The sequence below is a fragment of the Streptomyces swartbergensis genome, assembly GCF_002148965.1.
Taxonomy (GTDB): Bacteria; Actinomycetota; Actinomycetes; order Streptomycetales; family Streptomycetaceae; genus Streptomyces; species Streptomyces swartbergensis.
In genome coordinates, this window is sequence record NZ_NGFN01000020.1 from 30,417 (window position 1) to 46,472 (window position 16,056).

10 protein-coding genes are annotated in these 16,056 nt (G+C 71.9%); all 10 read right to left on the reverse strand.

Translation table 11 applies throughout. From position 1 onward, the window contains the following. Nucleotides 1–2: 2 nt before the first annotated feature. The 10 genes from CA983_RS05765 to CA983_RS05810 all read right to left on the reverse strand — a co-directional run bounded on the left by CA983_RS05765 (nt 3) and on the right by CA983_RS05810 (nt 16,002). Nucleotides 3–1,304, reverse strand: a complete 1,302-nt coding sequence (locus tag CA983_RS05765) for a hypothetical protein (RefSeq protein ID WP_107500202.1) — start codon at nt 1,302–1,304, stop codon at nt 3–5. Between the two features lies 1 nt (nt 1,305). Then, nucleotides 1,306–2,841, reverse strand: coding sequence for a right-handed parallel beta-helix repeat-containing protein (locus tag CA983_RS05770; RefSeq protein ID WP_086599798.1), 1,536 nt, complete (start codon nt 2,839–2,841; stop codon nt 1,306–1,308). A gap of 8 nt (nt 2,842–2,849) precedes the next feature. Further along, nucleotides 2,850–4,793 (reverse strand): alginate lyase family protein, encoded by a 1,944-nt coding sequence (locus CA983_RS05775; RefSeq protein WP_086599799.1) that lies wholly within the window; start codon nt 4,791–4,793, stop codon nt 2,850–2,852. Further along, nucleotides 4,790–6,976 (reverse strand): bi-domain-containing oxidoreductase, encoded by a 2,187-nt coding sequence (locus CA983_RS05780; protein WP_086599800.1) that lies wholly within the window; start codon nt 6,974–6,976, stop codon nt 4,790–4,792. The genes CA983_RS05775 and CA983_RS05780 overlap by 4 nt, the downstream gene beginning before the upstream one ends. A 26-nt stretch (nt 6,977–7,002) precedes the next feature. Then, nucleotides 7,003–8,916: an asparagine synthase (glutamine-hydrolyzing) gene (asnB, locus tag CA983_RS05785; protein ID WP_086599801.1), complete on the reverse strand. Its 1,914-nt coding sequence runs from the start codon at nt 8,914–8,916 to the stop codon at nt 7,003–7,005. A 3-nt stretch (nt 8,917–8,919) separates the two neighbouring features. Beyond that, nucleotides 8,920–10,440 (reverse strand): Wzz/FepE/Etk N-terminal domain-containing protein, encoded by a 1,521-nt coding sequence (locus CA983_RS05790; protein ID WP_086599802.1) that lies wholly within the window; start codon nt 10,438–10,440, stop codon nt 8,920–8,922. Beyond that, on the reverse strand, nt 10,437–11,807 hold the full coding sequence (locus CA983_RS05795; protein ID WP_086599803.1) for a Wzz/FepE/Etk N-terminal domain-containing protein: 1,371 nt from the start codon (nt 11,805–11,807) through the stop codon (nt 10,437–10,439). The genes CA983_RS05790 and CA983_RS05795 overlap by 4 nt, the downstream gene beginning before the upstream one ends. Next, nucleotides 11,804–13,084: a glycosyltransferase family 4 protein gene (locus CA983_RS05800; RefSeq protein ID WP_086599804.1), complete on the reverse strand. Its 1,281-nt coding sequence runs from the start codon at nt 13,082–13,084 to the stop codon at nt 11,804–11,806. Before CA983_RS05800 ends, CA983_RS05795 begins: the two co-directional genes overlap by 4 nt. Next, entirely contained in the window at nt 13,074–14,390 is a 1,317-nt protein-coding gene (locus tag CA983_RS05805) for a nucleotide sugar dehydrogenase (RefSeq protein ID WP_086599805.1), read from the reverse strand. The genes CA983_RS05800 and CA983_RS05805 overlap by 11 nt, the downstream gene beginning before the upstream one ends. A gap of 133 nt (nt 14,391–14,523) precedes the next feature. Further along, nucleotides 14,524–16,002: a sugar transferase gene (locus CA983_RS05810; protein ID WP_107500203.1), complete on the reverse strand. Its 1,479-nt coding sequence runs from the start codon at nt 16,000–16,002 to the stop codon at nt 14,524–14,526. Nucleotides 16,003–16,056: the final 54 nt, after the last annotated feature.

The window sequence follows — 16,056 nt, forward strand, 5'->3', positions numbered from 1 at the left end:
GCTCAGGTCACCTCCGCTCTCCGGGCCGGCCCGGGATGCGTGGTCGAGGGATTCCGGGCGTCGGGAGGAGCGGCCGGGGCAGGTGCCGCGAGGAGCGAGGCGGCAACGGCCAGGTGCAGCAGATACGGTGAGGCGTCGCCGAGGCCGGCCTCGGTGTACGACGCGATCGCGCAGTAGCTGATCAGGAAGATGGCGCAGGCCCTCGACAGCGACGGTGGCCTCAGCAACGCGACGCCGCCCAGAGCGATGAGGATCGCCGCCACCAGGGCGACCCCGGTCAGACCCTGCTCGTGGTAGGCGGCCAGCCAGCTGTTGTCGATCGGCAGCCCGCCGAACGACTTGTCGCCCAGGCCCACGCCGAACACTTGGTTCGCGGTCGTCCGGGGCGCCGCCAGCAGGGCGTCCCAGACCTTGGCCCGGCCGGTGAGGCTGGTGAAGTGCTCCTGGCTCTGTCCGCGCAGGAACCAGGCCTGGAGCGCGGAGCCGAACCCCACCGCGGCCACCGCGGCGCACAGCACCGCGCAGGTGAAGAACCGGCGGGCCGCGGCGCTGGTCAGGACGAGCGAGCCGATCGCCAGCGTCAGTCCGATGAGCAGGCCCAGCGTGGCCGTCCGGGTGTGGGTCAGCGCGAGCAGGACGAGTGACGGCACGATGACCACCGCCGCGCTGCCCCTGTCGGTCCGGCGGCCCAGTACGAGCAGCACGGTGAGCCCGATGATCACCGCCGCGTACTGTCCGATCTGCGGCGGGGTGAGCGGCCACAACGCGCCGACCAGCCGCCCGCCGTAGAGCTCGGGCAGGGCCGCGCCCGGTGAGATGACCAGGCCGACGGCCACCGACCCGAGCACCGCGAAGTACATCCGGATGTGGTGCCGGACGAACGTCAGGCCGCCGTCCCACCAGCGGCTGAGCAGCCAGAGCGTGCCGACGAAGAGAGCCAGCCGGGCGCAGCGGAACAGCGCGCCGAACCCGGACTCCAGGTGCGCGCTGGAGATCACGCTCGGCACCAGCAGCAGGGTGAGCAGGAACATGAAGGCGCCGGCTCGGATGCGCAGCCGGAGATTCACCGCGAGGGCCAGTGCGAACGCTGCGACCAGCGCACCCATGGTGACCATCTGGATGAGGGAGCGGGGCAGCGGGATGATGGTCTTCGCCCCGGCGGAGCCGAGCGTGTTGAGGATCAGCAGCCCCCAGACGATGCCGACGATCCTCGGTGTGCCGGCCGGACGCGGTTCGGCGCCGGGCTGCGTGTCCGCCGTGGCCGGTCCGCCCGGCAGCCCACCGCGCCACAGGTCCCCGCCCATCTCAGCCACCGGCCCGTGGGGCGAGGGTGCTGCCCGCGTCCTGCTGGTACTGCGTGCCCTGCCACTGCCCGAAGTCGAGCACCCGGCTCGGGTCGTGGGCGACGAACTTCCACGGTCCGAGGTAGACGTTGTCGTGCCAGCGGTTGCCCTGCTTGTGGGTGATCGCCTCAGCCACCTTCTCGCCCTGGTACGGCGACCAGTCCGGATAGGTGCCGTAGTTGGCCAGCACCGCCATGCGGTCGCACTTCACGGTGCACTTGACGACGGACTTGTCCAGCACGAAGCGGTTGCCGTGGATGTCCACCCGTTGGGTCTTCCACCGGCAGTCGGCGTAGAGCGGTGGCTCGGCGATCGCCGGCTTCGCGCAGCGGTCGGTGTCCCGCACCAGCAAAGTGCAGTCACCGGACGAGGTGTTGGCCGGGCTGTTGCAGAACCGGTCGGCGTTTTCCCACAGGGTGATCCCGGACCAGTTGTTCTCCAGCACGTTCCGGTAGATCTCGATCTTGTCCGTGCGGGCTCGGATCCGTGGTTCGCCGCCGGACTCGGACAGGTAGACCGTCGCGAACGGGAAGGTGTCGCCGCGGTCGGCTTCCCTGCGGCCCTCGACCCAGTTGTTCCGCCGGATCGTGTTGTTCCGGATGACGGCGTTGTAGCTGGTCTCGTAGATCAGCGCGGCACCGTCGTTGGCCTCGACCACGTTGTTCTCGATGCGGAAGTCGTTGTTGTTGGTGTCCGCCCACAACCCCGTTCCGCGGTTGTGGTGCACCCAGTTGCCGCGCACGTCGGCGCCGTCGACGGCCCAGAACTTCACGCCCCCGGTGCAGCCGCAGCCCTTCCGCCGCCGCTCCCAGTCGCCGGTGTTGTTGCCCACGATCTCGTTGCCCTCGACCACCAGACCGCTGAGACGGCCTTCGGCCTTGTACGCGTTCATGCCGTACTGACCGTTGCCGCGCAGGCAACAGGCGCGGACCCGCTGGCGGGCACCGGCCATCAGCCCGGCGCCGGAGTTGTACTGGATCGTCGCGTGCTCGATCACCCACCCGTCGGCCGAGTCATGATTGACCACGCCCTCGTCGTGCGGCGCGACGAAACGCTGCACGGTCAGGTGGCGGATGGTGACGTCGCGGGCGGTGCCGCCGAACGCGTACTGGTTCGTCTTCCGGCCGTCGAGCACCGCGCCCGGCGCGCCGAGGTAGCGGTTCCCCTCCTTGGGGACGACCTGGGCGTAGCGGTCCGGGTCGAGCCTGTGCTTGCCCGGTCGAAGCCAGAACGTGGTGTTCGGGGGGTTGTTCTTGGTCTTCGCTACCAGGTCACCGACCACCGCGGGGTCGACCGTCACCGCGCCCGCCGGCGCCTTCGCCGGCCCGGCCGCGGGCTTGGCGCACACCCGCGCCACGGGCGTGGACGACGGCGCTGCGGTCGGCCTGGCCCGGGCGCCCGGCGTGCTCGTGTTCGTGCTCTCACAGCCGGTCGCCGCCGCCAGGGCCAGCGCCAGCGGTGCCGCCGCCCACGCCCAGTGCCGCCTCCTGATCCCCACGCGCCCCCCTAGCCGCGGAACCTGAGCACGGTGGTGAAGCCCTCCGCGCCCTCGGCGAAGCCGGTGCCGACCAGCGTGGTGCTGGGTTCCCTGCGCCCGAATCCGGCGGAGTACCAGCCCAGCGGCGGGTCGGTCTCGCCGCGATGCGCCCGCCAGGACAACTGCCCGGGCAAATCGAGCACCGCGGAGCGCCCCTCGCCGTCCCGGATCCAGGTGAGCACGGCCCGGTTCCCCACCAGGTCCGCGGCGATCGCCGGGCCGAGGTGGAACGCCAGGCGTACGTCCCGGCTCGGGCCGCGCACCTCGTCGACCACCCTCAGCTCCTGGCTCGCGGCCGTCAGCTCCACCCGGCGGCGGTGCACGGAGCGCTGGTAACCGTCGTGCTCGGCACACCAGTGGGCCACCCCCTCGCCGGAGGTGTCCGCGGTCAGGACGCGGCTCCTGGCATGCCGGATCCACAGGAACGGGCCGCCGGAGACGGACTGGTCGGTGCCGTCCAGCTGCAGGGTGTTGTGGCCGAGGGTCGACCGGAAGTACTGCCGCCACTCGGGCTGCCCGTGGTAGCAGAACGTCCCCGGGTCGGCGAGCACGTCGACCCCGTCGTGCCGGACCTCCACGGACAGCGCGTCCGCGTGGGCGTGCGCGGCGATGGACAGGAAGCCGTGCGGACCACCGTCGCAGCGGCACCAGATCTCTCCCGGACCACGCAGGATGGTCATGCCCGCGTCGGCGAAGTGGGCCGGCCGGGTTGCCGGACGAATCACGGACAGTTCAGCGGGCTTGATGAGCGCGGCCAGCAGCGGGGTGCGCACATCGGTGCCGGTCACCGTCGGCCACCAGGCCAGCCGGCCGAACACGGCGTCCCCGGTGGCCAGCAGCGAGGCCCAGCGGTCGGTGCCCGCGCCGTCCACGACCAGACCGTGCCCGTCGTCCGCGTCCCCCTGGCGCGGCGGCCGTAGGCGGCTGTCCACGACGGCCGCGAGCGTGTCGGTCATCCGCAGCAGCACCGTCCGGATCGACGCGGGGACCGGCACCCCTGCGGCATCCGCCTCGGCCACGGCGGCCAGGCCGAGTTCCAGCACCAGTCCGTGATACTCGGTGGCCAGCTCGCGGTTGAGACCGGAGTCGAAGGTGTTGCTGCGCAGATGCCGCTCCAGCGACCGCAGCGCGTCGGCTCGCCAACGCTCCGAGGAGGGGAACCACCCGAACGCGCAGGCCGCTGCGAACTGCCCGGCGGCCTCGGCGATGACGTGGTTGTTCGCCGAAGAGCCCCGGCTGGGGAAGGCGGCCAGCCAGCGCTGGTGGTGCCAGATCTGGTTCACCGCGACCGAGTTGCCCTCGAACAGTCCGGCCGCGCCCGGCCAGCCGTCGAGCAGCCGGCGGATCCACACCCAGGACAGCAGCCGGATGCCCAGCTCGATGCCGCTGATCCAGTGCACGCCGCGCAGCGGTGAGTTGGCCGCCCACCACGACCGCAGGTGCTCGGCCACGCGCTCGGCGTACCGCTCGTTCCCGGTGATGGCGTAGGCGGCGGCGAGCACGGTGAGGTACTGATGCCGGGACAGCTCCCAGATCTGTTTGATGTCACCGACGGCGTCCTCGTTCCGGTACGGCACGTCGAAGGCGTAGCCCCACGGAGCCCGGCGCCCGGTCCTGGGGTCGTACCACCAGTCCGGGTCGGCCAGGTCGTCGCGGACCACCCCGAAGTACTCGGCGTGCCCGTACATCAGCCGGTCCGCCTCGGCGATGAGGCGTTTCGCGGCGTCCGGAGGTATCGCGGCGATCGTCCCGGCGGGCAGGACCGCGGTGAACCGGGCGCCGGTCACGCTCGGGCAGGCCGGCCGCGCCGACCGCCACCGCCGTCTGCGCACCGCGTCGACCGCCCGGCCGCCGACCTCCCGCGGTCCCATCCGGGACAGCCGCCGCAGGTACCAGCCCGCGCTCATGGTCATCGCGCCCTCGCCAGCGTCACCGGCGCACCGCCCGCGAGTCCGGTCTGCACGGCGAGGGTGGCCGCCGTGGTGGCGACCAGAGAGTCGAGCGGCACCGGCATCGGCCCGCCGGTCCGCACGGCCTTGACGAACGCGGCCAGCTCGGCGTTCTGGCCCTTGTCCCGGGCCTTGGGCAGCCGCGAACTGACCCACCGCTTGCGGCCGGCCCTGCCGTCCAGATACAGCGAGGCACGGACGAAGTCGTCGAGCCGCAGCGCACGGCCGTCCGCGACCAGGTCCAGCGTCTCCTTGGGGAAGCCTGCCGGGCCGGTGGTGACGTAGCTGATGGTGGCGGTGGACCCGTCCGGGTAGCGCAGCACGACCTGGAGGTCCTCGTTGCCGGACGTGGCGACCGCGTACACCGAGACCGGGTCGGCATCGAGCAGCCAGCTCGCCGTGTCGATGAAGTGTCCGCCCTCGCCGGCGAACCGCGAGCCCTCTCTGCCCTGCTGGAGGTACCAGCTGCCGTGCTGCAGGCGGCCCGCGTTGACCAGGTAGCGGAGGTTCGCCGGACCGGTCCGGGCGCCGAACCGCCGCCGGGCCTCCCGCAGCAGCGGTGCGAACCGGCGGTTGAAGCCCACCTGGAGCCGGTCGTTGCCGGACTCCTCCACCGCCGCGAGTACGCCGGCCAGCTCGTCCTCGGTGAGGGCCAGGGGCTTCTCCACGAACACGGTCTTGCCGGCGAGGAGTGCCCGCCGGGTCAGTTCGGCGTGCGAGCTGTGCCGGGTGACGACGAAGACCGCGTCGATGGACTTGTCGCCGAGCACGGCGTCGAGGTCGGTGGTCGCCTCGGCGAAGCCGAACGTGCGCCGCGCGTTGGCCGCGGACAGCGCCGTCGTGGTGACGACCGTGGACAACTCGACGCCGTCGCGCTGCACCAGGTGCGGCAGCAGCATCGACGTCGCGTAGTTTCCCGCGCCGACGAACGCGAGGCGCACCGGCGTCCTGGCGGTCCGGGCCGGTATCGGCTTCACGTTCAYCGCGGGCACGGCGACCGCGGGGGCCTCCGCTTCCCCCGCCCGTCGGGGGTACCGGAACAGCACGGCCACGGCCTTCAGTTCGCCGTCCTTCAGGCTCTGGTACGTCTCGACGGCGTCGTCGAAGTCGGCGATGTGGGAGATCAAGGGCTCCACGTCGACGCTGCCACGGGCGAGGAGATCGAGGAAGCACGCCAGGTTGCGGCGCTCGGTCCAGCGCACGTAGCCGATCGGGTAGTCCCGGCCCTCCAGCTCGTACTCCGGGTCGTAGCGCCCGGGGCCGTACGACCGGGAGAAGCGGACGTCGAGTTCCTTCTCGTAGTACGCGTTCCACGGCAGGTCCAGGCGGCACTTGCCGATGTCGACGACCCGGCCGCGGTCCCGGCAGAGCCGCGCGGCCAGCTCGACGGGCTGGTTGCTGCCGCCGCCGGCCGCCAGGTACACCTGGTCCACGCCGTGCCCACCGGTGAGTTCGGCGACGGAGGCTTCCACGGCCGCTGACGCCGGATCGCCGGCGGCCGCGGCACCCAGGCGCTCGGCGAGCTCGCAGCGCACCGGGTCGGGGTCGGCACCGACGACGCGGACTCCCGAGGCGGCGAGGAGCTGCACCACCAGCTGCCCGATCAGCCCGAGGCCGATGACCAGTGCCACTTCACCGAGCTGCGGTTCGCCCTGGCGGACGCCCTGCAACGCGATGGACCCGACGGTGCCGAAGGCCGCGTGCCGCGGCGCGAGGCCGTCCGGCACCCGGGCGTAGAGGTTCTTCGGCACCCAGTTCAGCTCGGCGTGCAGCGCGTGCTCATTGCCGGCGCAGGCCACGAGGTCACCGGCCGCCACGTCCTCGATCCCGGCGCCGACCTGCTCGACCACCCCGCACAGCGAGTAGCCCAGCGGCGTGTAGGAGTCCAACTTGCCCATCACCTTGCGGTAGGTGGCGGGCACCCCGTTGGTGGCCACGCTCTGCATGACCTTGGCCACCTGGTCCGGGCGGGAACGGGCCTTGCCCAGCATCGACATGCCGGCCTCGGACACCTTCATGAGCTCGGTCCCGGTGGAGATCAGCGAGAAGGCGCTGCGGACCAGCACACCGCCCGGCTTGCACTCCGGCACCGGCACGTCGAGCACCGCCAGCTCGCCGCTCTTGTAGTTCTGCACAACCTGTTTCACCCGAACTCCTCTGATTCCTAAGCCGTCTACCGAGTGCTCTGGCCGGACCCAGAGGTCGCGTCGCGATACCAGTACTCGAGGGTCAGTACGTGCCAGAGATGCTTGGAGAAGTCCCGCTGCCCGGCGGCGTCCTCGGCGACCATCCGTGCCAGCGCGTCGCGGCGCAGCAACCCGGAACGGACGAGCACGCCGTCGTTGACCACCTCGCGCACCAGCGGTGCCAGATCCCGGCTCATCCAGGCACGCAGCGGGGCGCTGAACAGGCCCTTGGGCCGGTACACGATCTCCCGGGGCAGGACCGAGGCGGCCGCCTCCTTGAGGACGGCCTTGCCCTGTCGTCCGACGATCTTGCGATCGCCGGGCACGGCGAACGCCGCCCTGACCACCTCGACGTCCACGTACGGCACCCGCACCTCGGTCGACGCGGCCATGCTCGACCGGTCCGTGTACGTGAGGTTCAGGCCCGGCAGGAACATCCGGGCGTCGGTCAGGCACATGCGGTTGACGAAGTCGTCGAGGTCGTTGTCCTGGTAGGTGTCCGCATGCTCGGTGAGCACGTCGTCGACCGCCTGGGCCAGGTCCGGATCGATCAGGGCGAGCAACTCGTCCTGGTCGTACATGGTGTAGCTGCGCCGGAACGCGGTCTCCTCCGGCAGGCCGGCGAAGGAGAGGAACCGTTTCGCGAAGCGCACCGACCGGTACCCCCGGCGGGACGTGGCGACGGGCAGCCGGTTCACGGCCCCGGACAGACCGTGCCGCAGGGGTCGCGGGACGCGCTGGTAGCGCAGCGCGAGCAGGTTGGCCAGGTGCTTGCGGTACCCGGCGAACAGCTCGTCGGCGCCCATCCCCGAGAGCATCACCTTGATCCCGGCCTCCCGGGCGGCCGAGCAGATCAGGTACGTGTTGATCGCGGCGGGATCGCCGATCGGCTCGTCCAGGTGGTACGTCATCCGCGGCAGCAGGTCGAGCACGTTCGGGGCGATCTCGATCTCGTGCAGGTCGACGCCGAACCGCTGGGCCACCTGCCGCGCGTAGCGCAGGTCGTCCGGCATCGCCTCGAACTTGGCGTCCTCGGCGCGGAATCCGATCGTGTAGGCGGAGATCCCGGGTTGGTGGCGGGCCGCGAGGGCGGTCAGGTAGCTGGAGTCGAGGCCGCCGGAGAGGAACGTCGCCACGGGGACGTCGGAGAGCAGGTGGCGCCGGGTCGACTCCTCGACGACGGCGGCGAGGTCCGGTGGTTCACTGTCCCGGGCCTCGTGGGCGACGTCCCGGAGGTTCCAGTACCGGCCGCGCTCCACCCGGCCGTCGGGCCGGAACCTCATCCAGCTCCCGGGCGGCAGCTTCTCCGCCTCCCGGAACGCGCAGCGCGAGTCCGGCACCCAGTAGTACAGCAGCGAGGCCACCAGCGCCGCGTGGTCGACCGCCAGCTTCCCGCCGGCCGCGGCGGCGAGCGCCTTGAGCTCGGAGGCGAACGCCAGGCCCGCGCCGCGCCGGAGCAGGAACAGCGGCTTGATGCCCAACTGGTCGCGGACCAGTACCAGTTCACCGGTGCGCTCGTCGAAGATCCCGAACGCGAACATGCCGCGCAGCCGGGGCAGGCAGTCCGTGCCCCAGCGCCGCCAGGCCTCAAGGAGCACCTCGGTGTCGGAGGTGCCACGGAAGCGCACCCCGGCGGCTGCCAGCTCGGCACGCAGCTCGGGCGCGTTGTACAGCTCGCCGTTGTACGTCAGGGCGAGGCCGTCCGAGACCATGGGCTGGGCGCCGGTCTCGGACAGGTCGATGATGGCCAGTCGGCGGTGCCCGAGGTGCACTTCGCCGTCACCGGCGGGGTGGCCGTAGCGGCCCGCCCCGTCCGGACCGCGGTGGGCGAGGGTGTCGGTGAGCCGGTCGGTCACGGCCTTCCCGTCCGGCCAGCGGTACGTACCTGCGATGCCACACATGTCCTACCGCGCCTCCTGGTCGTCGTCCGGGACCCGTGCGGCCCACATCGGCTGCCGCTCCGTCCGCGGCGAGCCCGTCCCGTTGTGCCGGGCGGGCCGCTCACTGCGGCCGCGCAGCGCGGTGTGCAGGCCGTCCCACAGCGTGCCGTCGGTCCGGTCACGCGGATCGGGGTCGATCAGCACCACGCCGATCACCGGGATGCGCTGGTCCGCGAGCTGTCGCGCCACGGTGTGCAGCCATGCGGCGCTGCCGTGCCCGGCACGCACGACGAGGACGGTCCGGGTGCCGAGGTACTGGAGGTCGGTCCACGCCGTGCCGGGCGCCACCGATCCGACGCCGATCCGGCGCTCCTCGTGCGACACGGTCGCGGCGCGCTCGCCGCCGACCACGGTGGGGTCTCCCGGCTTCGGACGGCGGTTCGCGAGCTGCGGGCCCGGCAGACCGTCGATGACGACCACCGGCCCTTCAGCCGCCATCGCCCGGGCGAGGCCCAGGGCGATCACGCTCGTGCTGCGCGCACAGCCCAGTTCCAGCAGCGACAGCGGTTCCGCGGAGCCGCGCACGGTGCGGACCAGGGTCCCGGTGAGCCGTTCGCGTGCCGCTCGGGTCCGTCGGCGCCGCCACCGCCTGCCCGACCGGCGGGGCAGCTCCGCGATGACCGAAGCGCCCAGGTTCCCCGCGATGTCCCGGCGCAGCACGGGGCGGTCCGCCACCACCGTGCCGACCGCGGCCAGCGCGAGCCCGAGGACGAGCCCGAGGACGAGCCCGATCGCGGCGTTGGTGGCAGCCGCCCTGGGCAGGGAGTGCCGCACCGCGCGCGGGGCGTCCACGATCTGCGTGCCGGAGATGACCTCGGGCGTGCCGGTGCGTGCCTCCGCGGCGCGCTGGTCGAAGTCGGCGATCCGCGAGTTGAGCTCGGCCCGGCGGGCGAAGAGCGACTCCATGCTCGCCGACGCTTCCGGGTCGCTTTCGGCCGAGCGGTCGCCGATCGCCTTGTTGACCTGGGCGAGCTCGTCCCGCATGCGGTCACGCTGGTCGAGCAGGGCCTCGGACTCGGCCTTCGCGGTTTCCCGCATCCGCCTCACGTGGTCCGCGACGAACGCGTCGGCCAGTGCCTTGGCCCGGGCCACCGCTTCCGCCTCGCTGTCACCTGTCACATCGATCCGCAGCAGGTTGTTGGTCAGGCCGGTACCCCGGTAGTCCTGCATGAAGTCCTCAGGTGTTTCCCGGGAGTTGAGGGACCGCAGGGCCGGCTCGGCGATCCGCGTGGTCCCCAGCAGCTCGACGTCGGTGCGGATCAGCGTTCCGGTGTCGTTCGGCTGGTCCTCCCGGTGCGCGACCAGCACCTTGGTCACCGCGGTCGGCGGTGGCGGCATCAGGACCGCCACCGCCGCGCCGGCCAGCAGTCCCAGCAGCGCCATGGCGCACCAGAGGCGGCGGCGCCTGCGCACCGCCACCACCAGCGCCTGCAGGTCGATGAGCGGAGCGGCTGGCGACGACTCCGACGTCGTGCTCGTCGTCACGCTGAACCTCCCGTCACGTGGCCGCGGACCGCCAGCGCGGGAGTGGCGTCATCCGGAGGATGGCCGGCGGACCGCGTCGGACGGACCCGGACCGTGCCGGCGACGACGACGCCGACGACCTCGTGCCCGCCGTCCGCACACGCCTCGGCGATGCCGGCGAGCTCCTGAGCGGTCCGGCCGCCCGCGCTGAGGACGACCAGGGCTCCGGACTCGGTGTCGCGGTCCGGCACGATCGGCCGGTCCACGGAAACCTCCACCACCCGCAGCAGCAGATCGCCATTGGCCTCGGCGACGAGCTGCCCGGCGGCCCGGCGGGCGATCTCGTCGCCGTCCGGTACGACGACCAGCAGCCGCCCGGGGGCCGGCAGCCGGTCCCGGAGGCGAGCGCACACCCGCCGGTAGCGGATCCGTCTGCCGGCCTCGTCGCCGGACCTCTGCGGGGTCGGCAGGTCCCACCGGGTGTCGACACCGAGGAGCCGGCGGATCCGGGCCCGTGGGACGCGGTCTTCCGGCCGGTGCGCGCCGCTCCGTTCCTCGGGCACGTCGACGGTGCCCAGCAGCGCCGAGCCCAGCGCCGCGGCGATCTCCGGTTCGGTGCGCAGTCGGCGATTCATCCGTGCGGCGGCGAGATGGCCGATGACCGCGAGCAGGAAGAACAGCAGCGCCCCGGAGACGACGAGCTGCGTCCTCGTCGGCGGTGCCTCGCCGGCCGGCCGGGCCGCCGGCCCCATGACGACCATGCCGGCCTTGTTGGTCGCCGGGTCGGCCTCGTCCAGCTTCGTCATGGCCTGCTCCAGCGAGGTGCGCAGCTTCTCGAGCGCGGTGCGGCCCTGCACGCTCTCCACGGTCTGCCCCGAACCGGCCGCGCTGGCCAGGTCGGTGATGCGGCGGTTGGTCTCCTCGACGTTCTTCCGCAGCGCCTCGAGCCCCGTGGCTGCTTCGGAGTCGGTGCCGCCGCCCGCGATCCGCGCGGCGAACTCGACGAACTGCCCGGCCACTTGGTCGGAGAGCCGCTGCGCGCGCTCCGGGGTGTCGGCCGTACCCGAGATCTTGACGATGTTCCCGTCGGCGGCCTCGGCGGTCACTCGATCCCGCAGCTCGGCGCCGCTGACGCCCCTCCAGCCGAGCGTGGCGGCCGCGCGGTCGACCACCGTCGAACTGGTCGCGATGTCCACCTGGGTCAGCAGCTCGCGCTCCTCCCACTGCCCCGGCAGCAGTACGGACGCCGACGTCGTGTACCGCGGCGGAAACACCAGCGAGGTGCCGTAACCGACGAGCGCGCCCACCACGGCGAGGACGGCGAGAAGCCGCCGGCGCCGACGCAGCATCCGCCCGATGGTGACCAGGCGTATCGTGTCCTCGCTCAACCGCGCCGCCTCTTCCCTGTGCGGGCCGGGTCGCCCGCCGACACCGGGGTGTGGTCACGGCAGGCGGCGGCGTAGGCGGCGAGCAGCGACGCTTGCGAGTTCCGCCAGGAGAGCGGCCCGCTGATCCGCTCCTGGCCGGTCTTGCCCATCCGGGCCCGCTTCTCCGGATCGTCGAGGAGCAGCGCGATGAGCTCGGCGAATCGGGCCTCGTCGTTGGCGGGCGCGTAGAGCGCGGCGTCACCGGCGGAGACTCGCGCTTCCCGGAGGTCGAAGGAGACGATCGGCCGGCCCATCGCCATGTACTCCAGGACCTTGTTCATGGTCGACACGTCGTTGAGCGGATTGCGCGGGTCGGGGGAAAGGCACACGTCCGCGGTGGACAGGTAGCGCACCAGGTCGGCGTCCGGAACGCGCCCGGTGAACTGCACCTGATCGGACAGCCCGAGCCGCCGGGACAGCTCCACCATCGCGTCGAAGGCGTCACCGGAGCCGACGAACACCGCGTGCCAGTCGCTACGCCCGAGCTCGTCGCGCAGCTTCGCGAGGGCCCGCAGGGCGTAGTCGACGCCGTCCTGAGGGCCCATGACGCCGAGATAGCACAGCAGATGAGGCTTGCCGCGCTTCAACTCCGGTTCGGACGGCACGGGTTGGAACCGGTCGACCTGGGGTGCGCTGCGCACCACGAAGACGTCCTCCGGCCGCCGACCGCCACGGCGCATCGCGACGTCCCGGTAGCTCTCGTTCGTGGCGAGGACGACGTCCGCGGCCCGGTAGGTCAGCCGCTCCAGCGCGCGCACGGCGCGGTAGAGCAGGTCTTCCCCGCGGTCGAACCGGGAGAGGTACAGCTCGGGCACCAGGTCGTGCTGGTCGAAGACGAAGCGCGCGCCGCGCCTCTTCAGCCACAGTGCGGGCAGGAACAGCAGGTCGGGCGGATTGCAGGCGTGGACCACGTCGACCGGGCCGACTTCGCGGGCCAGCCGGGCCGTGTGCCACAACGCCGATCCGTACTCCCGCAGATAGCCGGCCGGTCCTCCGGTGGCCGCGCGCAACGGGTAGCGGTGGATCCGCACCCCGTCGATCTCCGCCTCCGGCTCCGTGTCCCGCTTGCTCCCCTGGGGGCAGATGACGTGCACCGTCCAGCCCGCGTCGCGCAGCGTCGTGCACTCCTGCCACACCCGCCGGTCGAAGGGCACCGACAGGTTCTCCACCAGGATCAGCGCGCGCCGGCCCGGACGGTCGCCGCCGGCTGTGTCACCGAACGATGTGTCACCAAGCAAGGCCCACGTACCCCGGTTCGGCCCGGCGCGCGTCGGCGTCGGGAAGGTGGACGAGGTCGACGATCACCGGGCCGCCGCCATGGGGCAGCGCGGCCAGCACGGCCGGATCCCTGGTCCCGACCAGGCACACCTCGGCGTGTTCGAGTACCTCGTCGACGGAATCCGCGAGCAGTTGCGCGAGGTGCGGCAGCCGGGTCTCGATGTACTCGCGGTTCGCGCCGATCAGCCGGGAGAGGCTCACGTTGGCGTCGTGGATCCGCAGGTCGTACCCCTTGCCGAAGAGCCTCTCCGCCAGCTCGACGAGCGGGCTCTCGCGGAGGTCGTCGGTGCCGGGTTTGAAGGACAGTCCGAACAGGCCCACCCGGCGCTTGCCGGTGCGCTCGACCAGCTCCACCGCGCGTTGCAGATGTGCGGAGTTGGAGGGCAGCACGTGGGCGAGGATGGGCACCGACACGTCGGCCCGCTGCGCCGCGTGGACCAGGCTGCGCAGGTCCTTGGGCAGGCAGGAGCCTCCGAAGGCGAAGCCGGGCCGCAGGTAGGCGGGGCTGACGTTCAGCTTGCGGTCGGCCAGGAACACGTCCATCACCTGGTGCGAGTCCACCCCGAGCGCCTGGCACACCGCGCCCAGCTCGTTAGCGAAGCCGATCTTGAGACCGTGGAACGCGTTGTCCGCGTACTTGATCGCCTCGGCTGTCGGGACCGGCACCCGGAACACCTCGCCGGGCAGGCCGTCGTACAGCGCCATCACCGCGTCGCCGCTTGCCGGGTCGAGCTCGCCGATGACGGTCTTGGGCGGGTCGAAGAAGTCCCGCACGCTCGTGCCCTCGCGCAGGAATTCCGGGTTGACCGCGACCCCCAGGTCCACCCCGGCCGTGCCGCCGACGTACTTCTCCAGGATCGGTACCAGCAGGTTCAGGCAGGTGCCCGGGAGCATGGTGCTGCGGAACACGACGGTCTGCCGCCCGCCCCGCTCGGCCAGCGCGGCGCCGATCTCCTCGGTGACCCGCTCCAGATACGTGGTGCACAGGCTGCCGTTGGGTTCCGACGGCGTGCCCACGCAGACCAGCGACACCTCGCTGCCCATGATCGCCTCACGGACGTCGCCGGTGGCGCGTAACGCTCCGGTCCGCACGACCTCGGCGACGAGCTCGCCGATCCGCTCCTCGACCACCGGGGCCTTGCCGTCGTTGACCAGGTCGACCTTCGCCTGGTTCACGTCCACCCCGATGACATCGTGCCCCATGCTGGCCAGGCACGCGGCCGAAACGCAGCCCACGTAGCCGAGCCCGAAAACGCTGACTCTCATGACCCGTCCCTCCCCCCAGGCAGGCCCTTGTGGCCTGCGCTCCCCCACAGCAGGCCCTTGTGGCCTGCGCTCCCCCACGGCAAGCCCTTGTGGCCTGCGATCCGCGCACCGTCCGGACGACGGCCACCGCGCATCAGTAGGCCCCCTGCCCATGGAGCACCGCACGCAGCGTCTTCCACAAGATCACGGTGTCCAGGGCGAGCGACCAGTCCTCCACGTACCGCAGGTCGAGACGGACCGCCTCCTCCCACGGCAGATCACTGCGTCCGCTGATCTGCCACAGGCCGGTGAGCCCGGGCTTGACCAGCAGCCGCCGCCGGATGTCCGGGCCGTACGCGGCGGACTCCTCCGGTAGCGGAGGCCGCGGACCGACGAGCGACATCGAGCCGGTGAGCACGTTGAAAAGCTGCGGGAGCTCGTCGATCGAGTACCGGCGCAGCACCGCTCCCACCCGGGTCACCCGCGGATCCCGGCGGAGCTTGAACAGCAGCCCCGCACCCTCGTTGCGGTCGGCCAGCCCGGCGCGTGCCCTATGAGCCCCGGCGACCATGGTGCGGAACTTGAGAATGGTGAACTCGCGGCCGTCCTTGCCGACCCTGCGCTGGCGGTAGAACACCCCGCCCCGGCTGTCCACCAGCACGAGCAGCCCGACGAGCACCATCAGCGGCGCGAACAGCACCAGCAGGATCGCCGCGCCCAGCCGGTCGACGACCCCTTTGATCACCCGGCGACCGCCGGTGAAGGCCGGCATGCTGACCCGCAGCAGCGGGATCCCGAGCACCGCGTCGACGTGCAGCCGCGGGCCGGCCACCTCCATCAGCACGGGGGCCACGACCATCTCGGTGTCGCTGCCTTCGAGGTTCCAGGCCAGCCGCTGCAGCCGGTCCGGTGACCAATGCGGGTCGGGTGTGACCGCGACGACACGGTAACCGTCGTGGCGGACGTGCTTGGCGACGTCCGCCAGTTGACCGACGACCGGCACTCCGTCCAGTTGGTCACCGTTGAGGCCGAGACCGTCTGCCGTGCACACCGCCTCCACCCGCCAGCCGAGGTGCGGGAACTTGCGGGTCCGGGTGATCAGGTCGCGCAAGGTGTCCGGGCTCCCGGCAGCGAGCACCGGTCTCAGGCACCGGCCTTCCTTACGCTGTTTGTGCAGCCAGAGGCGGAGCAGATACCGCGCGGTCATGGTGACCAGCGCGATCGCGGGGATCGCGACGAAGATCCAGAGCTTGATGTTGCGCGAGGTGAGGGCGATCCCGCCGAGCGCCAGTACGACGGTCGCCGCGAACAGTGAGCGTCCGAGCCGGCGGAATTCCTCGGCTCCCTGGCCGAGCACGGCCGCAGACCACGCCCTGCTCACCGCGAGCGCTCCCAGCACCAGCAGCTCGGTGCCGAATGCGAGGATTCCCCACTTCTCGTGCCAGTCGGCCGCGTCCCGGGCCCCGAAGAAGTTGCCGATCGCCGCCACCACCAAGGCGGTGGCCACGGTATCGCTGGTGATCACGGTACGGCGGTACCGCTGCTCCCAGTCGATCGCGGGCCTGCTGATCGCCCCATTCGCCAGACTCCCGCGCGCCGACGATAAAGGGCCGGCTAATCCCCCCTGCCGCACAGAACCCCCCCGGTCCCCAGTGGTTCGACGTGGTCGCCCAACACCGTTCCTCCC